An 18,962-nucleotide genomic window follows, 5' to 3' on the forward strand; every position below is an offset into this window, starting at 1 on the left:
TGCCGAACGGCGCACGCATGCGATACGACGCGCCGAGCGCGTGCGAATCAGTACTGCGCCTGATCGGTAGGATTCTTGAAGAGCTGCTTCATCTCCGGCGACAGCGGATAGTTCAGGCTCACGCCCTTCGGCGGGATCGGCTGCATGAACCAGCGATCGTAGAGCTTCTCCGCTTCACCGGATGTCTGCATCTTCGCGATCACGCCGTCGACGACGCGCTTGAACGCCGGATCGTCCTTGCGCATCATGCACGCGTAGTTCTCGTGCATCAGCGGCGTGCCGGTCACCGTATAGGCGCCCGGATTGCGATCCTTCGCGATCTCGCCGTACAGCAGCGGCTCGTCCATCACGAACGCGACGGCGCGGCCGGTCGTCACGTTCATGAACGCTTCCGCATGATCCTTCGCGCTGATGATCGTCATGTTCATCCCCTTCTCCTCGTTCAGCTTGCGCAGCAGCCGCTCGTCCGACGTGCCCGCCGTCGTCGCGACCGTCTTGCCCGCGAGGTCCGGGAAGTCCTTCACGCCCGAGTCCTTCCGCGTGCTGAAGCGGATGCCGTACAGAAAGATGCTGTTCGAGAACGCGGCCTGCTTCTGCCGTTCGAGCGTGTTCGTCGTCGATCCGCATTCGAAGTCGATCGTGCCGTTCTGCAGCAGCGGAATCCGGTTCTGCGACGTGATCGGAATCTCCTTCACCGTGAGGCCCGGCAGGCTCAGGTCCGCCTTCAGCTGATCGATGATCCGCGCGGCGATGTCGCGCGAGTAGCCGATATTCTTCTGCTGATTGTCCGAGTAAGAGAACGGCACCGACGATTCGCGGATGCCGAGCGACACGACGCCCGTGTCCTTGATCTTCTTCAGCGTGCCGGTCAGCGCCTGGGCATGCGCGGCGCCGGCCAGCGCACAGGACAACGCGACAGCGGCCCAACGAAAGCGGCGATCCATGCTTTTCTCCTGACAAAACGTTGATCGAACCGCGATCGTACGCCCGACAAAATTCGCGTCGCATCAGGGAAAGCGTAAGGAAACGCAACCGTTTGCCGTCGCGCACGCATTTCTGTGCGAATCGCCTCAAGAAGCCGCCGCGGCAGCCGTTACCCACAGCAAGGCGCACGCGGCATCCCGCCGCCGCGCCCGCAGCAACGGGTCCGGCGCGGCCGGCCCGGGTTCCACGCCGGCACGACGGCTTCCTAACGAGGATCGAGTTTCAACATGAGCGCCAAACGTCTCAACCTTGCCGTGGCACGCGCTGGCCACGCGCGCATGCTCGCCGGCATCCTGTCGGCCGCCGCCCTCCTTCCTCTCGCGGGCTGCGGCGGAGGCGGCGGCGACGGCGGCACGACGCCGCCGTCGAACGCGTCTCCGGCACCGACGCCGACGCCCGCGCCGGCACCGAGCGCGCCGCCGGCATCGTCGGGCAACGGCGCGTGCACGACCTCGCAAGCCGCCGCGCAGATGGCCGCTCAGAGCGTCGCGCCGACCGAACCGCCGGTCGATCATCTGATCGTTCGGCTGAAAACGTCGACCGCCACGCATGCAATGGCGGCCGCCGACACCGCATCGCGCTTCGACGCCGTGATCCAGCGCTCGATCGCACGCTGGAATGCGCCGGTCGGCACCGCGCGCGCCTATGCGAGCACCGCCGCGCAGACGTCGCTGAACGTGCAGGTCGAGCGCACGATCTCGAACGGCGCGGCCGTGCTCGCGCTCGGCCAGCGCATCGCCGCGGCCGACGCCGACGCGCTCGCGCAGGCGTTCGCGGCCGATGCCGACGTCGACTACGCGGAACCCGATCACCGGATGAACGTGCGCGACACGCCGACCGACCCCGACTACAACCAGCAGTGGTATCTGTTCGATCAGACCGGCGGCGTCGATCTGCCGGCCGCCTGGGATCGCACGAAGGGCTCGCCGAGCGTCGTCACGGCCGTGCTCGACACCGGCTATCGGCCGCACGAGGATCTCAACGCGAACCTGCTGCCCGGCTACAGCTTCATCTCCGACATCAACGTCAGCAACAACGGCAAGACGCGCGGCAGCGACGCGACCGATCCCGGCGACTGGGTCACGCAGCAGGAACTCGACGATCCGAACGGCCCGTACTACCACTGCGAAAGCCAGCCGAGCAACAGCACGTGGCACGGCACGCGCGTGATGGGCGTGATCGGCGCAAACGCGAACAACGGCATGGGCATCGCCGGCGTGTCGTGGCTCGGCCGCATCCTGCCCGTGCGCGTGCTCGGCAAATGCGGCGGCTCGACGAGCGACATTGCCGATGCGATGCGCTGGGCGGCCGGCATCCCCGTCAACGGCGCGCCGAACAATCCGACGCCCGCGAAGGTGATCAACCTGAGCCTCGGCGGCACCGGCGCGTGCAGCACGACGTTCCAGCAGGCGATCGACGACGTGACCGCGAAGGGCGTGACCGTCGTCGTCGCGGCCGGCAACGACGGCCAGTCGACCGCGCTCGACCAGCCCGCGAACTGCCGCGGCGTGATCGCGGTCGGCGCGACCGATTCGACCGGCCGCCGCGCGTCGTTCAGCAACTTCGGCTCCGACGTCGCACTGAGTGCACCGGGTGTCGGCATCGTGTCGACCGCGAATTCGGGCACGACGACGCCGGGCACCGACACGTACGGCCCCGCGAACGGCACGAGCTTCGCCGCGCCGCAGGTGAGCGGCGTCGCCGCGCTGATGCTGTCGGTGAACGGCAACCTGACGCCCGCGCAGATCCAGCAGAAGCTGCAAGGCGGCACGCGCGCCGCGAAGCTCGCCGCGGGCACGTCGTGCACGGCGGCGCCGGCCGGTTCGGGCATCCTCGACGCAGGCGCGGCGGTCGCGTCCGCGGCACCGTGACGCACGCGAGACAGCCGCGCACGCATCGCGTCTCGCGGCTGTCTCGCGGCCTGTATCGCGGCCTGTCTCGCGGGCACCGCCCCCGCGCGAAGCATCGAGCGGCCGGCAAAAAGGGTTGACGCTTAGCAGCACGAGCTATTACCATCGCCCCCGTCTGATTACATGGAGTGTTCTGTGAACACCGATGCGAGTTGTAGTTGGCGCTTGGCCAACTTGACTGCTGCCTGAGGAAACTGCGCAGAGCCTCGTCTTCTGCCGCATCCCGGGAAGCAGGATGCGGCGCCCTTCCGGCCTGACCGGCCCGATTCCCCGCCGAATTTTTCGATGATGTCGAACGACACGCGTGCGCCGTCGCGCGCGTGCGTTCGTGCCGCGCGCGGCGTTGCCGCGTGCGTTTTCCGTTCGCGCGCCGACCGGCCGCATGCGTTCGCGCATGCGTGGCCGCCGTTCGGCCGTGCCGTTGACCCGTTACCGACAGGAGCGCAGATGAACCCGGACGACAGTAGTCGATTACCGCTCGCCGGTGCGCCGTGGCGCATCGTCCGATCGGTCGCGCCACGCGCGCCGGCGAGCGTTTCCGCCGTTACCGAATCACCCCCGATCGCGCGCGATGCGACGCGGCGGGCTGCGCGCGTGCGTCGCTGACGTCACGGTCGCTCCCGCCGCCGCGCCGCGCGCCAGGAGCGACCCATGACACAACGCATTCCAACGAAGAAGAAACAGCGCGGCTTCGTCGCGGCCGGCACAGCTGCACGCCACGATACGCAGATCGTGCGCGCTGCGCAGTATGCGGCGCAGCCGCTCGACGAGCTGCTGAAGATCCTGCAAACGACCACGCGCGGTCTCACCGAAGCGCGGGCCGCCGAGCGTCTGCAGGACGACGGCCCGAACGAAATCGCGCACGACAAGCCGCCGCACTGGACGATCCAGCTGCTGCGCGCATTCCACAGCCCGTTCGTCTACGTGCTGCTGGTCCTGGCCGCGATCAGCTTCCTGACCGACGTGTGGTTCGCGGCGCCCGACGACCGCGATTACGTCGGCACCACGATCCTGCTCACGATGGTCGTGATCAGCGCGGTGCTGCGCTTCGTGCAGGAATTCCGCTCGCTGCGCGCGGCGGAAAAGCTGAAGGCGATGGTGCGCACGACCGCGACCGTGCTGCGCGCGACGACGGCGACGGCGGAACCGGCGCGCCGCGACGTGCCGATGCGCAACGTCGTCGTCGGCGACGTCGTGCATCTGTCGGCCGGCGACATGGTGCCGGCCGACGTGCGGCTGCTTGCGTCGCGCGACTTGTTCATCAGCCAGGCCGTGCTGACCGGTGAAGCGCTGCCGGTCGAGAAGTACGACACGCTCGGCGCGGTCGCCGGCAAATCCGCGAACGCGCATGCGCCGGGCGACGCCGGCAACGTGCCCGTGTCGCCGCTCGATCACGAGAACGTGTGCTACATGGGCACGAACGTCGTCAGCGGCACCGCGACCGCCGTCGTCGTCGCGACCGGCGAAGACACGTACCTCGGTTCGCTTGCGCGCAACGTCGTTAGCCACAAGCGGATCGAGACGAGCTTCGACCGCGGCGTCGCGAGCGTGAGCTGGCTGCTGATCCGGTTCATGTGCGTGATGGTACCGATCGTGTTCATGATCAACGGGCTGACCAAAGGCGACTGGCTCAGCGCACTCACGTTCGCGCTCGCGGTCGCGGTCGGCCTGACGCCGGAAATGCTGCCGATGATCGTCAGCGCGAACCTCGCGCGCGGCGCGGTCGCGATGGCACGCCGCAAGGTCGTCGTCAAGCGGCTCAATGCGGTGCAGAACTTCGGCGCGATGGACGTGCTCTGCACCGACAAGACCGGCACGCTCACGCAGGACCGCATCATCCTCGAGCATCATCTCGATGCGTCCGGCTATCGGAACGAGGACGTGCTGCGCCTCGGCTGGTTGAACAGCTTCCATCAGAGCGGCCAGAAGAATCTGATCGACGCAGCCATCGTCGCGCGCGCGGACGAAATCGGCGACTCGGTGAAGCCGCACGGCTACCGCAAGATCGACGAGCTGCCGTTCGACTTCGTGCGCCGCCGCCTGTCGGTCGTCGTCGCGGACGCGCACGGCGCGCATCTGCTGATCTGCAAGGGCGCGGTCGACGAAATGCTCGCGGTATCGACGCATGTGCAGGACGAGCACGGGCTGCGTCCACTCGACTTCACCGCGCGCCAGCGGCTCCTCGAACAGGCGAACGCATACAACGAGGACGGCTTCCGCGTGCTCGTGCTCGCGACGCGCGCGATCGCGCGCGGCGACGAGCGCGAACAATACCGCACCGCCGACGAACGCGATCTCGTCGTGCGCGGCTTCCTGACCTTCCTCGATCCGCCGAAGGAATCGGCCGCGCCGGCGCTCGCGGCGCTGCGCGAGAACGGCGTCGCGGTGAAGGTGCTGACCGGCGACAACGCGATCGTCACGATGAAGGTCTGCCGGCAGGTCGGCCTGTCGCCCGGCACGCCGTTGCTCGGTCCGCAGATCGACGCGCTCGACGACACGGCGCTCGCCGATGCGGTCGAACGCACGACCGTGTTCGCGAAGCTTACGCCGCTGCAGAAGGCGCGCATCGTGAAGGCGCTGCAGGCGAACGGCCATACGGTCGGTTTTCTCGGCGACGGGATCAACGATGCGCCCGCGCTGCGCGATGCCGACGTCGGCATCTCTGTCGACACCGGCGCGGACATCGCGAAGGAAACCGCCGACATCATCCTGCTCGAGAAGAGCCTGATGGTGCTCGAGGAAGGCGTGATCAAGGGCCGCGAGACGTTCGGCAACATCCTGAAGTATCTGAACATGACCGCGAGCTCGAACTTCGGCAACGTGTTCTCGGTGCTCGTCGCGAGCGCATTCCTGCCGTGGGAGCCGATGCTCGCGACGCAGCTGCTCGTGCTGAACCTGATCTACGACACGTCGCAGATGCTGCTGCCGTGGGACCGGATGGATCCCGAGTTCCTGAAGAAGCCGCGCAAGTGGGAGGCCGGCAACATCCGCCGCTTCATGCTGTGGGTCGGCCCGACCTCGTCGGTATTCGACATCACGACCTACGTGCTGATGTGGACCGTGTTCGGCGCCGGCGCGATGTATCACCTGCACGGTGGCAGCGGCGGCCAGATCGTGATGAATTCCGGCTGGTTCATCGAAAGCCTCGTGTCGCAGACGCTCGTCGTGCATCTGCTGCGCACGCAGAAGATCCCGTTCCTGCAGAGCACCGCGTCGCTGCCGGTGCTGCTGTCGACGATCACGGCGATCGCGATCGGCTGCTGGCTGCCGTTCTCGCCGTTCGCCGACGCGCTCGGCTTCATCCATCTGCCCGGCAGCTACTGGCTGTGGCTCGTCGCGACGATGGCCGGCTACATCGTGCTCGCGCAGATCGTGAAGACGATCTACGTGCGCCGCTACAAGCAGTGGTTCTGAATTTCCGCGCATCGATGCGGCCGGCGCGCGCCGGCCGCCCCATCCGACAGGTGATCCAATGAAAAGAATTCTTCCGTACGCGGCCGCGGGCGCGCTGCTCACACCGCTCGGCGCGATGGCCGCGCATCCGCTCGTCAGCGACGATACCGGCACGCAGGGCAACGGGAACTGGCAGTTCGAACTGAATGCCGAGCAGACGCCGCGGCAGCCCGACACCGGCTACCGGCAACTGTGGAACGCGACGCTCACGCGCGGCTTCGGCGAGCGCGTCGATGTGTACGTGAACGCGCCGTATACGAACCTCGAGACGCGCACCGACGACAGCGGGTCCGGTTTTGGCGACGTCGAAATCGGGATGAAATGGCGCTTCGTCGAGCGCGGGCCGCTTACGCTCGCGTTGAAACCGAAGTTCACGGTGCCGGTCGGTAACGGCCGGCGCGGCCTCGGCACGGACCGGCTCGGCGCGGGCACCACGTTGCTCGCGCAGTTCGACGTCGCGCGGTTCTCGTTCCTCGCGAACGCCGGCCTCACGTATCAGCCGACGCGCGAGCACGATCTCGCGTCGATCTGGGCCGTGTCCGGCGCGGCCATCTACCATGCGACCGACCGGCTGCAACTCGCGCTCGACGTCGGCACGTCGCGCAATCCGACGCGTGGCGCCGGTGCGAATCCTGCGTTCGCGATCGCCGGCGCGATCTATTCGCCGACGCCCTGGCTCGATGTCGACGTCGGCTATCGACGCGGGCTGAACGACCAGACCGATCACGCAGTGATGGCCGGCGTGACCGCTCGCTGGTGACGCGCGCGCGATGCATCACCGTGCCGCACGCGCGCCGCGCGTGCGGCACGCCTCTTCATTGCGCGTCGTTCGCGCCGAACAGCTGCGCGCACACCGCGCGCCCTTCGTCGGTCAGCGCGGCGCTGCCGGTGCCGTCGTCGTGTACGTCGGTCGCCGTCAGGCCGGCCGCGTCGAGCTGCGTGAGCACGCGGCGCAGCCTGCTCATCGGCAATTGCGCGCGCTTCGCGATCTTCGGCAGCGACCATCGCTTGCCGGACGGATCGGCGGCGGCATCGTTGAGCGTCGCGAGCGTCGCGACGAATGCGGGATCGAGCGGGGTGTCGTCGGATTCGGAGGTCATCGGTTCGTGACCGGCGGCGCGGCCGGCAAAGTCGTTCGGCAAGCGACCGGCCGGTTCGCGCCGGTCGCGCACACTATACCGCTTCGTTCATACGCGGCCGCGCGGCGGCTGGATCGCAGCGCGCATGAACGTGACGAAACGCGTCGTCACGGGATCGTCGCGCTCGGATACCCACGCGAGCCCGACACGCCATTTCGCGTCGCGGCCGTCGAGCGGCAGCACCGTCGCGTCGCGCAGCAGATACTGCGCGCCCGACGGGATGAACGCGACGCCGACACCGGCCGCCACCGACGTCAGCACCGACTGCACGTCCTCCGCCTGCTGCGTCACATGCGGCACGAAACGGCGCGCCATGCACCATCGATCGATCTGCGCGGCGAGCCCGGCCCCGCGTGCGCGCTGCAACGCGATGAAGCCGAGTTCGTTCAGCACGTCGAGATCGGCCGGCACGCGCTTGAAGCCGAGCTGCGGCGGCACCGCGAGCGCGAGCGACTCGTCGATCACGCGGCACGACGACAATCCGTCGTCGGCCGGCAGCCGCAGAAAACCGGCGTCGAGCTTGCCCGCGCGCAGGCGGCGCGTCTGCTCGGCCGACGACAGGTCGCTCAGCGTCACCGCGATGCCGGGATTCAGCCGCCGGAACTCCGCCACGAGCCGCGGCACCAGCGTCAGCACCGACAGGCAGATACCGAGCCGCAGATGGCCACGCTGTCCGCTCGCCGCTTCCCTTGCGCGCGCAACGATCTCGTCGGCATCGCGCACGAGCGCCTGTGCATCGGGCAGGAAGCGCTCGCCGAACGGTGTGAGTTCGGCACCATGCCGCCCGCGCTCGAACAGCTTGCCGCCGAGGCTCGCTTCGAGCGCGCCGATCTGCTTGCTCAGTGCCGGCTGGCTCATATGCAGCACATCGGCCGCCCGACTGAAATGGCTCTGCTCGGTGACGGTCAGAAAGGTTCTCAGCAGCTTCAGTTCCATTCTTGAAGGGAATCGAAACGATCGAAATATTCATTTTACTGATTGAATGACATGGCGTTCAATGGAGGCAATCCCTTTCCGGACTATCCCGTCATGACCTTTCATCCTGCGTCCGCGTGCCCGAACGATGAGTCGTGCGAGCCGATCGTCGCGAACGAATGTGCGATCGCACCCGATGTGCCGGCGCCCGCGCGCGAAGCCCGGCGCGCCGACGGACGCCGCGGCCGCTTTCGCCTCGACGACGCGCCACCGGACGAGGCACGACCGCGCATCGTGACGGGATCGATTGCGGTCAGCTTCGCGATCGTGTCGCGGCGCAACTGGCCGCGTTAAGGCCGGGCGCGCGATCGCGCCACGATCGCGTCGCGCGTCTCCATAGCGCGCGCGTATTCGCCCGCATTGCGCCGCCCTCGTCCTCCGCACGGCAGTAAAAACGCCCGATCTCTGCGAAAAATCGCCTCCCTTTCCCGCTGTCCATCGTCATCGCGCCGCGATCGACCGTATAATTTTCCGCTCCCCTGACCGCTCAACCATGCCACGCTGCGTCGTCGCGCGTGAAAAGGAGCTTTTCGCTTGACCGGCCTCATCGCGCGCCTGCCTCTCGCCCGGACCACCCTGCTCATCGCGTTGTCGATCCTGACGTTCGCGTTCGCGACGAACGCATCGTCGGCGCAACGCCACCCGCCCCAGCGCGCGGCGCATGCCGTGCCGCATGCGAAAGCCGTCAAGAAAACGGTCAAGAAAAAACCTGTCCAGCGCAAGAAAAAGGCCGTCAAGCATCGCCGCCCGCGCGTGAAGCACCACGCAATCAAGCGCCACGCGGCACCGGCTCCGCAGCAGCGTCGCGCGAAACGCACGACGGCGGCCCGTCCGCATCCCGCCGCGAAACCGCGCCTGCTGGCGAGCTGCGGGTACAACCCGCGTGCGGTCCGATCGCTCCATTCGCGCGCCGCCTACGTGCTCGACGTCGATTCCGGCACGCCGCTGCTGGCCCGGAATGCGCGCACGGTGCGACCGATCGCGTCGATCTCGAAACTGATGACGGCCGTCGTCGCGCGCGATGCCGATCGACCGCTGAACGGCGTGCTGCGCGTCACCGCGAACGATCGCGACACGATCAAGTTCACCCGTTCGCGCCTGCAGGTCGGCTCGGAGCTGTCGCGCCGCGACATGTTCCATATCGCGCTGATGTCGTCGGAGAACCGCGCGGCCGCCGCGTTGAGCCGCGACTATCCGGGCGGCCGCGCCGCCTTCGTCAAGGCGATGAATCGTGAAGCGCGCCGGCTCGGCATGCGCCATACACATTTCAGGGAACCGACCGGGTTGTCCCCGCACAACGTGTCGACGGCCGAGGATCTCGCACGGCTCGTCGACGCGGCCGCACAGGATCCGCTGATCCGCTACTTCTCGACCGACAGGTCCACGACCGTGCGCCCCGGCGACGGCGAACTGCTGTATGTGAATTCCGATCCGCTCGTCCGCTATCGCCGCCTGCCGATCCGCCTGCAGAAAACCGGCTTCATCAACGAATCGGGTCACGGCGTCGTGATGCGCATGCGCGTGAAAGGTCGCCGCACGACCGTCGTGCTGCTCGGCGCACCGACGCGCGCCGGCGTCTCGAGCGACGCGATCAGGATCCATCGCTGGCTGGCCTGCTCGATTCAGTAAACGTGCAGGCAGCCGGCGCATTCATCTTCGGGAGCAATGCGATGCCGGACGAATACCGCTTCAACGCATTCGGACGCCATCTCGCCGTCGTCCGCCGAAGCGACGGCTGGGCCGTGTTCGATCTCGGCGTCGAAGGCAAGCGACGCCCGGCCGACCTGCATATTCCGCCCACGCTCGCCGCCGACGAACTCGCGCAGTATCTCGGCGATCTGCTGCATGAAGCCGCCACGCCGGGAAACAGCGAGGTCGTGCCCATCGCGCCGCCCGATCGCGACGGTAAATCCGGCTGAGCGCATCGCGGCGCCCGCCTGCTGTCGTTGCAGTCATCGATGGATCGACGTCCGGCCGCCCCCCGACCGCTTCAATTCCTGAACCCGCCTGTCTGCCGCCTGCTTTCGTCGCGACGCGCATCGCGCTGCATCGTCGATAATTAGACAGTTAAACTTGCAAGTCTAACTGTCTTGTCCTAAGATCCGCCTCATGAACGCCGCACGCAAACCGAACCTCACCGCCGATGCCGTTGCCACCGAGCTGACGCTCGCCGTCGGCCAGCTGATCCGCCGGCTGCGCTCGGAAGTCGCGTCCGACGGGCTCGGCATGTCGCAGACGAGCGCGCTCGCGCGGCTCGAATCGAACGGCCCGATGACGACCGCCGATCTCGCCCGCGCCGAGTCGATGAAGCCGCAATCGATGAAGGCGATCCTCGCGAGTCTCGAAGAGGAAGGTCTCGTCGAACGCGAGCCGCATCCGACCGACGGTCGCCAGATCCTGTTCCTGCTGACCGCGGCCGGCCGCGAGGCGCGCCGCAAGCGCAGCGCGGCCAAGCACCGCTGGCTCGGCGCCGCGATCGAGCGACTCGATCCCGAAGAAATCCGCACGCTCGCCGCCGCGATCCCGCTGATCAGGCGGATCGGCGACAAGTGAGCCACGCGCGCGGCGATGCCGCCGCATCCGTTCGCGCGCCCTTCCCGTTCCCCGTCCATTCCATGGAGTCCCCATCATGAGCGCAACCCGTCTCGACACAAACACGGCGCTGGTCGTCATCGACCTGCAGAAAGGCATCGTCGCGCTGCCCACCGCGCATCCGGTCGGCGGCGTGATCGAACGCACGCGCGAACTGCTCGACGCATTCCGCAGCCGCGGCCTGCCGGTCGTGCTCGTCAACGTCGCGGGCGGCGCACCGGGCCGCACGCAGCAGCAGGTTCGCCTCGACGCGCTGCCGGCCGACTGGACCGAGCTCATCGCCGAACTCGACCGGCAGCCCGGCGACCATCTCGTCACGAAAAAAACCTGGGGCGCGTTCACCGGCACCGATCTCGACGCTTACCTGAAGGCGGCCGGCGTCACGCAGATCGTGCTGGCCGGCGTCGCGACGAGCATCGGCGTCGAATCGACCGCGCGGCAGGCGCACGAACTCGGCTACAACGTGACGCTCGCCGTCGACGCGATGACCGACCTCAACGCGGACGCCCATGCGAACAGCGTCGAGCGCCTGTTCCCGCGCCTCGGTGAGACGGGTTCGACGCAGGACATCGTCGCGCTGCTCGACCGGCGCGGCGCGTGAGCGACGAACGTACGCAACCGGCGCCGGCCCGCGCGGGCGGCGGACTCGATCCGTCGATCTGGAAGGTCAGCGCGGTGGCGATGCTGGGCTCGCTGCTGTCGCAGCTCGACGCGACGATCGTCAACGTGTCGCTGTCGAGCGTCGCGACGGATCTGCACACGAGCCTGTCGACGATCCAGTGGGTCACGAGCGGCTATCTGCTCGCCCTGACGCTGGTGCTGCCGCTGAACGGCTGGCTCGTCGACCGGATCGGCGCGAAGGCGCTGTACTTGTGGTGCTTCTCCGCGTTCACGGTGACGTCGGCGCTGTGCGGGCTCGCGTGGTCCGCGCCGTCGCTGATCGCGTTTCGCGCGTTGCAAGGCATGAGCGGCGGACTGCTCGCGCCGATGGCGCAGATGATGATCGCGCGCGTCGCGGGCCAGCAGATGGCGCGCGTGATCGGCTATGCGGCCGTGCCCGTGCTGCTCGCGCCGATCCTCGGCCCGGTCGTCGCGGGCGCGATCCTGCAGCACATGTCGTGGCGCTGGCTGTTTCTCGTGAACCTGCCGGTCGGCCTGCTCGCGCTTGCGCTCGCTGCCTGGCTCCTGCCCGGCGATCGCGAAGAAACGCAGCCGCGAGCGCTCGACTGGATCGGGCTGTCGCTGTTGTCGCCGGGGCTCGTACTGTTCCTGTACGGCGTCGAGCGCATCGGCGAGGCGCTCGGCATCGCGGCACTCGCCGCCGCGGCGCTGCTGCTCGTTGCCTTCCTGCGCGTCGAAACGCGCAAGGGCGATCGCGCGCTGCTCGATCTCGCGCTGTTTCGCCGCAAGGTGTTCGGCGCGGCGGCCTCGACGCAGTTCCTGTCGAACGGCGCGCTGTTCGCGGGCCAGATGCTGATTCCGGTGTTCCTGATCCAGGCGTGCGGCCGTTCGCCCGGCGAGATGGGCTGGCTGCTCGCGCCGATGGGACTCGGCATGCTCGTCACCTATCCGTCGATGGGCGCGCTGACGGGCTGGTTCGGCGTGCGGCGGCTCGCCGCCGCGGGCGCGATGCTCGCGCTGCTCGCGACACTGCCGTTCGTCTATCTCGCACTGCGCGGCTACGATCCCGTCGTGCTCGTGCCCGCGCTATTCCTGCGCGGGATGGGACAGAGCGCGATCGGCGCGCCGTCCATTACGGCTGCTTATGCGTCGGTCGAACGCCGCGACCTGCCGATGGCGACCACGTCGCTCAATATCGTGCAGCGCCTCGGCGGGCCGACGTTGACGACGCTCTGCACGCTGTTTCTCGCATGGCGGCTGCGGGTCGATCACGCGGCGGGCGGCGACGCGCACGGTACCGCTTACGCCTGGGCGTTCGGCCTGCTGTGCGTGCTGCACGCGTCGAGTTTCGTCACCGCGCTGCGCCTGCCGCTGTGGTCCGCCGGCGCAGGCGGCCGCCGCGCGGCACCGGCATCAAACGACTCGCGTTGAACGCGCCGGGTCGCACCACGTCGCGCACGCCTGCGCGGCGACGAACGGCGCGACCGCGTTACGGCAGCCACATCGGCACGATCGCCCCTACGAGCAGCAGGCCGAGGCCGACGTTCAGGCGCCGCCACTGCCGCTCGGTGCGCAGCATGCGCGCGAACAGCAGGCCGGCGAAACACCACAGCGACAGCGGCCGCGCCGATCCTGAAAGGCTTTGCGCGCGTGCGCACGGCTCCTGGCAGCGGCAGCACGCCGCGGGAACACCACCGTGAAGCCGCCCGCGACGGCCGGCATACCGACGATTCGCGCATAGCCGGGCACGTCCCGCATGTCGGTCGATGCGAGGCGAGACGCCCGCGAGGATGTCGCGCATCGCCACCCTGCGGCGCGCCGCCAGAATCGCTCGGCACGCGTATGCGCGGCGCCACGCTTGCACGGCTATCCGTCATACGCGGCGACGATGGGCGAGCCCGTTGCGCGCGTCGCGCCTCATACAAGCATCGAACGGCCGCCGCGGCGACTGTCGCCGCTGACTGCGACCGTCGCAGCACACGCCCGGAACCCGATGGCACAATCGCTGTCCCTTTCAAGTGCCCTTCAGCGGGCACGCGCCGCATCGCGGCGCCGATTCCATGCAACAGAAGGACCGCACCACCCGCTATGACTTTGAATGAATCCTGGTTCGCGCCGCTCGTCGGCACGCTCGTCCTGCTCGCTGCCGCCGGCGTCGTCACCGCGGCCGTCCATTTCCTGCTGTTTCGCGTCGTCGCGCGGCTCGCGCGGCGCTCGGCCACGCGCATCGACGATGCGCTGTTCCAGTTCGGCGCGTTCAAGTGGCTGAACCGCATCGTCCCGTTCGTCGTGATCAAGCTCGGGCTCGGCGCGGTGCCCGGCCTGCCGGACGCCGCCGCGCAGGCCGCCGACAAGGTGCTGTTCGCGCTGATCGTGTTCGTCGTCACGATGACGATCAGCGCGACGCTCTCCGCGCTCGAGCATACGTACCGCACGACGCGCCGCGAACAGCCGCGCCTGTCGCTGAAAGGCGCAATGCAACTCGTCAAGCTCGTGATGTTCATCACGGCCGCGCTCGTCGTGATCGGCGACGCGACCGGCAAGCAGATCGGGCTGCTGCTGTCCGGCATCGGGGCGATGTCGGCGGTGCTGATGCTGATCTTCAAGGACACGCTGCTCGGGCTCGTCGCCGGCGTGCAGCTGTCGTCGAACGACATGCTGCGAATCGGCGACTGGATCACGATGCCGTCCGCCGGCGCGGACGGCACGGTGATCGACATCACGCTGAACACCGTGAAAGTCGCGAACTTCGATCACACGATCATCACCGTGCCGACCTGGAAACTCATCACCGAGAGCTATCAGAACTGGCGCGGGATGACCGAAGCGGGCGGCCGCCGGATCAAGCGCGCGCTGTTCATCGACGCGACGAGCGTGCGCTTTCTGACGAACGACGAGATCGCGCGGCTCGAACGGCTCACGCTGCTGAAGGACTATCTGGACGAAAAGGTCGACGCGATCGCTCAATGGAACGGCGCGCTCGGCGCGGCGGCCGAGTGCCCGGCAAATCGCCGCCAGCTGACGAACCTCGGCACGTTTCGCGCATACGTCGCGAACTATCTGCAGTGGCATCCGCGCATCCGCCGCGACATGACCTGCATGGCGCGCCAGCTGCCGCTCACCGCCGAGGGCATTCCGCTCGAGCTGTACTGCTTCACCGACACGACGACGTGGGTCGACTATGAAGCGATCCAGTCGGATCTGTTCGACCATCTGATCGCGGTGCTGCCGGAGTTCGGGCTGCGCGTCTACCAGCATCCGTCGGGATTCGACATGCGCGAGATGACGGGTGCCATGCGTGCCGATGCACGCCGCGCCGCCGCCGAATCGAGCGACGACCCGGAAACCGCGATCGCCGCATAGCGGACAGCCGCGCCGCGCGGCGTGCTCACGCGGCCGCGCATTCGGCGGCGAGCCGCCCGAGCACCTTCAGCGCCTCCTCCATCTGCCGCGACCATGGATAGCTGTAGTTGAGCCGGATGAAGTGCCGGTAATCGGCGCCCGCCGAGAACATGTGGCCCGGCCCGACCGTGATCCGCTGCGCGAGCGCGAGGCGGTACAGCTTCATCGCATCGACCTGCGGCGGCAACTCGACCCACAGCACGTAGCCGCCCTGCGGCTGCGACAGCCGCGTGCCGTCCGGGAAGAATCGCCGCACCATCGAGCTCATCAGATTCGCCTGCTGCGCGTAGTGCTTGCGCATGCGCCGCAGATGGAAATCGTAGCCGTCGTATTTCAGATATTCGGCGATCGCCAGTTGCTCGATCGCAGGCGTCGCGAGCGTGTTCAGGAATTTCAGCTTCTCGACCTGGTCGCGATAGCGGCCCGGCATCGCCCAGCCGATCCGGTAGCGCGGCGACAGGCTCTTCGTAAACGACGCGCAATGCAGCACGAGCCCGTCGCGGTCGAACGACTTCAGCGCGCTCGGCGTCGCGTCGCCGTAGTGCAGCTCGTGATAGACGTCGCTCTCGATCGCCGGCACGCCATGCTTCGCGAGCATTTCGACGAGCGCGCGCTTGCGTGCATCGGACATCTGGAAGCCGAGCGGATTCTGGAAGTTCGGCATCACCATGCAGGCGGCGATGCGCTCGCGTTCGAGGATCCGTTCGAGCGCGTCGAGATCGATGCCGTCGACCGGATGCGTCGCGACTTCGAGCGCGCGCATGCCCAGCCGCTCGATCGCGTGCAGCATCGCGTAGAACGTCGGCGATTCGACCGCGATCGTATCGCCCGGCTTCGCGACCGCCTGCAGGCACAGGTTGATCGCTTCGGTCGCGCCGATCGTCATCACGATCTCGCCCGGCTCGACGACGACGCCGCGCTCCGCATAGCGGCGCGCGATCTGGCGGATCAGTTCCTGGTTGCCGGGCGGCAGATCGTCGATCACGCCCCAGCGCGTGCGGCGCCGGCCGATCGCCTGCGCGTAGCGCGCGAGCCGCTGCACCGGAAACTGCGACGCGTCGGGATACGGCGAACCGAGCGGCACCGCATCGTCGCGCGCGATCGAACGCAGCGTCGACAGCACGAGCCGGCTCACGTCGACCGCTGACGGCTCGGCCGCCGGCGTCGACGCATGCAGCTCGGCCTGCGCCGGCGCGTCGAGACGCGCGCGTACGAAATAGCCCGACTGCGGCCGGCTTTCGATCAGGCCGCGGCTTTCGAGCAGCAGATACGCGCGCAGCACGGTCGTCACGCTGAGCCGGTGCTGGCGGCTCGCGTGCCGTACCGACGGAATCCGGTCGCCGGGCCGATAAACGCCTCGTTCGATCTGCGCGTGCAGATCGTCGGCCAGTCGTTCGTAACGCTTCACGCGCCTCCCTTTCAATCCGCCTTCAACCACACAGCTGCGATGCGCACTGTGCGAATCGCCGCAACTGTACTCTTTTTTGAAGTGAACAGGTGTACACACAGCGCATGCGGTGCCGCGCGTACTGTGCACGCATCGATCCCGACAGACGCATCATGAGAAAGAAATCCGCCACCGCGCGCATCGAGCCGTACACCCACCCCGCCGCCGGCTGGGGCGCGCTGAAAGCCGTCACGATCAACCTGATCAAGGAGAAGGTCGCCGGCGGCAACTACCGCACGCTGCTGCGTCAGAACCAGCCCGACGGCTTCGACTGCCCGGGCTGCGCGTGGCCCGATCGGCAGCACGCATCGACCTTCGAATTCTGCGAGAACGGCGTGAAGGCCGTCGCGGCCGAAGCGACGAGCAAGCGCGTGACGCCGGCGTTCTTCGCCGAACACACGGTGACCGAACTGCTCGAACAGTCGGATTTCGAACTCGAGCAGCACGGCCGGCTCACCGATCCGATGGTGTACGACGCGCAGACCGACCGCTACGTGCCGATCGCGTGGGACGACGCGTTCGCGCTGATCGCGCGGCATCTGCGCGCGCTGCCCGACCCGAATCAGGCCGCGTTCTACACGTCCGGCCGCGCGAGCAACGAAGCGGCGTTCCTGTATCAGCTGCTCGTGCGGATGTACGGGACCAACAACTTTCCCGACTGCTCGAACATGTGCCACGAGGCGACGAGCCGCGGGCTGCCGGCGTCGGTCGGCGTCGGCAAGGGCACGGTCACGCTCGACGATTTCGAACATGCGGACACGCTGCTGATCTTCGGTCAGAACCCGGCGACCAACCATCCGCGCATGCTCGGCGAACTCCGTGAATGCGCGAAGCGCGGCGCGACGATCGTGTCGATCAATCCGCTGAAGGAGCGCGGGCTGGAGCGTTTCGCCGATCCGCAAAGCCCGCTCGAGATGCTGACGATGTCGGGCACGCGGATCGCCTCGACCTTCATCCAGCCGACGCTCGGCGGCGACTTCGCGCTGATCAAGGGCGTCGCGAAACGCGTGCTCGAACTCGACGACGCGGCGCGCGCCGCCGGTGCACCGCGCGTGCTCGACACCGCGTTCATCGACGCGCACACGGCCGGCTTCGACGCGTTCGCCGACGATCTGCGCGCCGAAAACTGGGCCGCGCTGACCGCCGAAAGCGGCGTGCCGTACGAGCAGATCGACGCGCTCGCGCAGCTTTACGCGCGCAGCGAGCGCGTGATCGCGACGTGGGGCATGGGGATCACGCAGCACAAGCATTCGGTCGCGACCGTGCAGATGCTGACGAACCTGATGCTGATGCGCGGCAACATCGGCCGGCCCGGCGCGGGGCTGTGCCCCGTGCGCGGCCATTCGAACGTGCAGGGCAACCGCACGGTCGGCATCGAGGAAAAGCCGACGCTGTCGTTCCTCGAACGGCTCGGCCGCGTGTTCGACTTCGAGCCGCCGCGCGAACACGGGTACGACGTCGTCGAGACGATCGAGGCGATGCTCGACGGCCGCGTGAAGGTCCTGATCGGCCTCGGCGGCAACTTCGCGATGGCGACGCCCGACACGCCGCGCACGTGGGAAGGGATGCGCCGCTGCAATCTGACGGTGCACATCACGACGAAGCTGAACCGCAGCCATCTGATCCACGGCCGCGACGCGCTGATCCTGCCGACGCTCGGTCGCACCGAGGTCGACCTGCAGGACAACGTGCCGCAAGGCGTCACCGTCGAAGATTCGATGAGCATGGTGCACGTCTCGTACGGGATGAACCGGCCCGCGTCGCCGAACCTGATGTCGGAGCCCGCGATCGTCGCGCATATCGGTCACGCGCTGTTCGGCAGCGACAAGGTCGACTGGCTCGCGTACAAGAACGACTACGCGAAGATTCGCGACGCGATCGAAGCGACGCTCGACGGCTTCTACGACTACAACGCGCGCATCGCGCGGCCTGGCGGCTTTCATTTGCGCGTCGCATCGCGCGACCGCGAGTGGCTGACGCCGAACGGCAAGGCGAACTTCATCGCGCACGCGCTGCCGACCGACACGCCGATCCAGCGCGCACGTGCCCTGCACGGCGAGCGGCTGATGACGCTGATGACCACGCGCTCGCACGACCAGTACAACACGACCGTCTACGGTCTCGACGACCGCTATCGCGGCGTGTTCGGCCAGCGTCGCGTCGTGTTCGCGAACCGCGACGATCTCGCGATGCTCGGCCTGAAGGCGGGCGACTGGGTCGACATCGAAACCGTGTGGCACGACGGCATCGAGCGCCGCGCGAACGGCTTCCTGCTCGTCGAATACGACATTCCGCGCGGCTGCATCGGCGCGTACTACCCGGAAACGAATCCGCTCGTGCCGCTCGACAGCGTCGGCGACGTCTGCAACACGCCGACCTCGAAATCGATTCCGGTGCTGCTGCATCGCGCCGCCGCGCCGACCCCGGTCGCCGCGTGAC

General features: G+C 67.9%; 16 protein-coding genes. 11 read left to right on the plus strand and 5 right to left on the minus strand.

What is annotated here, in order from left to right; genetic code table 11:
- Positions 1 to 47: 47 nt before the first annotated feature.
- Positions 48 to 944, minus strand: a complete 897-nt coding sequence (locus tag NP80_RS09020) for a glutamate/aspartate ABC transporter substrate-binding protein (protein WP_006410345.1) — start codon at positions 942 to 944, stop codon at positions 48 to 50.
- Between the two features lie 267 nt (positions 945 to 1,211).
- Between NP80_RS09020 and NP80_RS09025 the strand changes: the two genes are divergently transcribed.
- The 3 genes from NP80_RS09025 to NP80_RS09040 all read left to right on the plus strand — a co-directional run bounded on the left by NP80_RS09025 (position 1,212) and on the right by NP80_RS09040 (position 7,107).
- A complete protein-coding gene (locus NP80_RS09025) occupies positions 1,212 to 2,855 on the plus strand; it encodes a S8 family peptidase (protein ID WP_035487601.1) in 1,644 nt (547 codons plus the stop codon).
- A 690-nt stretch (positions 2,856 to 3,545) separates the two neighbouring features.
- Complete coding sequence (gene mgtA / locus NP80_RS09035; RefSeq protein ID WP_006410280.1) at positions 3,546 to 6,308, plus strand: magnesium-translocating P-type ATPase; 2,763 nt, start codon at positions 3,546 to 3,548, stop codon at positions 6,306 to 6,308.
- A 58-nt stretch (positions 6,309 to 6,366) separates the two neighbouring features.
- A complete protein-coding gene (locus NP80_RS09040) occupies positions 6,367 to 7,107 on the plus strand; it encodes a transporter (RefSeq protein WP_006403306.1) in 741 nt (246 codons plus the stop codon).
- A 55-nt stretch (positions 7,108 to 7,162) separates the two neighbouring features.
- Here NP80_RS09040 and NP80_RS09045 read toward each other — a convergent pair whose 3' ends face one another.
- Both NP80_RS09045 and NP80_RS09050 read right to left on the minus strand, forming a co-directional pair.
- A complete protein-coding gene (locus NP80_RS09045) occupies positions 7,163 to 7,447 on the minus strand; it encodes a transcriptional regulator (protein WP_172488722.1) in 285 nt (94 codons plus the stop codon).
- Between the two features lie 87 nt (positions 7,448 to 7,534).
- Entirely contained in the window at positions 7,535 to 8,422 is an 888-nt protein-coding gene (locus NP80_RS09050; protein ID WP_006403304.1) for a LysR family transcriptional regulator, read from the minus strand.
- A 51-nt stretch (positions 8,423 to 8,473) separates the two neighbouring features.
- Between NP80_RS09050 and NP80_RS09055 the strand changes: the two genes are divergently transcribed.
- From NP80_RS09055 to NP80_RS09080, 6 genes are all read left to right on the plus strand, one after another.
- Entirely contained in the window at positions 8,474 to 8,755 is a 282-nt protein-coding gene (locus tag NP80_RS09055) for a hypothetical protein (RefSeq protein WP_006410274.1), read from the plus strand.
- 240 nt (positions 8,756 to 8,995) lie between these two features.
- The gene (locus NP80_RS09060) at positions 8,996 to 10,090 is read left to right on the plus strand and encodes a serine hydrolase (protein WP_006410281.1); all 1,095 of its coding nucleotides are present in this window, start codon (positions 8,996 to 8,998) and stop codon (positions 10,088 to 10,090) included.
- Positions 10,091 to 10,131: 41 nt separating this feature from the next.
- Entirely contained in the window at positions 10,132 to 10,380 is a 249-nt protein-coding gene (locus NP80_RS09065; protein WP_035946940.1) for a DUF7661 family protein, read from the plus strand.
- Between the two features lie 190 nt (positions 10,381 to 10,570).
- On the plus strand, positions 10,571 to 11,014 hold the full coding sequence (locus tag NP80_RS09070) for a MarR family winged helix-turn-helix transcriptional regulator (protein ID WP_006410277.1): 444 nt from the start codon (positions 10,571 to 10,573) through the stop codon (positions 11,012 to 11,014).
- A gap of 76 nt (positions 11,015 to 11,090) precedes the next feature.
- Positions 11,091 to 11,654, plus strand: a complete 564-nt coding sequence (locus NP80_RS09075) for an isochorismatase family protein (protein ID WP_006396870.1) — start codon at positions 11,091 to 11,093, stop codon at positions 11,652 to 11,654.
- Positions 11,651 to 13,105 (plus strand): DHA2 family efflux MFS transporter permease subunit, encoded by a 1,455-nt coding sequence (locus NP80_RS09080; protein WP_006410276.1) that lies wholly within the window; start codon positions 11,651 to 11,653, stop codon positions 13,103 to 13,105. Before NP80_RS09075 ends, NP80_RS09080 begins: the two co-directional genes overlap by 4 nt.
- Positions 13,106 to 13,163: 58 nt before the next feature.
- Here NP80_RS09080 and NP80_RS31935 read toward each other — a convergent pair whose 3' ends face one another.
- Positions 13,164 to 13,475, minus strand: a complete 312-nt coding sequence (locus NP80_RS31935; protein WP_370445542.1) for a hypothetical protein — start codon at positions 13,473 to 13,475, stop codon at positions 13,164 to 13,166.
- Positions 13,476 to 13,762: 287 nt separating this feature from the next.
- Between NP80_RS31935 and NP80_RS09090 the strand changes: the two genes are divergently transcribed.
- The gene (locus tag NP80_RS09090) at positions 13,763 to 15,037 is read left to right on the plus strand and encodes a mechanosensitive ion channel family protein (protein ID WP_006403297.1); all 1,275 of its coding nucleotides are present in this window, start codon (positions 13,763 to 13,765) and stop codon (positions 15,035 to 15,037) included.
- A 25-nt stretch (positions 15,038 to 15,062) separates the two neighbouring features.
- Here NP80_RS09090 and NP80_RS09095 read toward each other — a convergent pair whose 3' ends face one another.
- Positions 15,063 to 16,484 carry an aminotransferase-like domain-containing protein gene (locus NP80_RS09095; RefSeq protein WP_006403296.1) on the minus strand — a complete coding sequence of 474 codons (1,422 nt, stop codon included), beginning with the start codon at positions 16,482 to 16,484 and terminating at the stop codon, positions 15,063 to 15,065.
- 152 nt (positions 16,485 to 16,636) lie between these two features.
- Here NP80_RS09095 and NP80_RS09100 point away from each other — a divergent pair, with 152 nt between their 5' ends.
- The gene (locus NP80_RS09100; protein ID WP_006403294.1) at positions 16,637 to 18,961 is read left to right on the plus strand and encodes an FdhF/YdeP family oxidoreductase; all 2,325 of its coding nucleotides are present in this window, start codon (positions 16,637 to 16,639) and stop codon (positions 18,959 to 18,961) included.
- The last annotated feature ends 1 nt before the right edge of the window (position 18,962 follow it).

This window comes from Burkholderia multivorans ATCC BAA-247, from assembly GCF_000959525.1.
Taxonomy (GTDB): domain Bacteria; phylum Pseudomonadota; class Gammaproteobacteria; order Burkholderiales; family Burkholderiaceae; genus Burkholderia; species Burkholderia multivorans.

What these genes read in the sequence shown, in the direction of transcription:
- mgtA (WP_006410280.1), top strand. Translation starts at nt 3,546, where the DNA reads ATGACACAACGCATTCCAACGAAGAAGAAACAGCGCGGCTTCGTCGCG.
- NP80_RS09025 (WP_035487601.1), top strand. Translation starts at nt 1,212, where the DNA reads ATGAGCGCCAAACGTCTCAACCTTGCCGTGGCACGCGCTGGCCACGCG.
- NP80_RS09090 (WP_006403297.1), top strand. Translation starts at nt 13,763, where the DNA reads ATGACTTTGAATGAATCCTGGTTCGCGCCGCTCGTCGGCACGCTCGTC.
- NP80_RS09055 (WP_006410274.1), top strand. Translation starts at nt 8,474, where the DNA reads ATGGCGTTCAATGGAGGCAATCCCTTTCCGGACTATCCCGTCATGACC.
- NP80_RS31935 (WP_370445542.1), bottom strand. Translation starts at nt 13,475, where the DNA reads ATGCGCGACATCCTCGCGGGCGTCTCGCCTCGCATCGACCGACATGCG.
- NP80_RS09020 (WP_006410345.1), bottom strand. Translation starts at nt 944, where the DNA reads ATGGATCGCCGCTTTCGTTGGGCCGCTGTCGCGTTGTCCTGTGCGCTG.
- NP80_RS09050 (WP_006403304.1), bottom strand. Translation starts at nt 8,422, where the DNA reads ATGGAACTGAAGCTGCTGAGAACCTTTCTGACCGTCACCGAGCAGAGC.
- NP80_RS09040 (WP_006403306.1), top strand. Translation starts at nt 6,367, where the DNA reads ATGAAAAGAATTCTTCCGTACGCGGCCGCGGGCGCGCTGCTCACACCG.
- NP80_RS09100 (WP_006403294.1), top strand. Translation starts at nt 16,637, where the DNA reads ATGAGAAAGAAATCCGCCACCGCGCGCATCGAGCCGTACACCCACCCC.
- NP80_RS09075 (WP_006396870.1), top strand. Translation starts at nt 11,091, where the DNA reads ATGAGCGCAACCCGTCTCGACACAAACACGGCGCTGGTCGTCATCGAC.
- NP80_RS09070 (WP_006410277.1), top strand. Translation starts at nt 10,571, where the DNA reads ATGAACGCCGCACGCAAACCGAACCTCACCGCCGATGCCGTTGCCACC.
- NP80_RS09045 (WP_172488722.1), bottom strand. Translation starts at nt 7,447, where the DNA reads ATGACCTCCGAATCCGACGACACCCCGCTCGATCCCGCATTCGTCGCG.
- NP80_RS09065 (WP_035946940.1), top strand. Translation starts at nt 10,132, where the DNA reads ATGCCGGACGAATACCGCTTCAACGCATTCGGACGCCATCTCGCCGTC.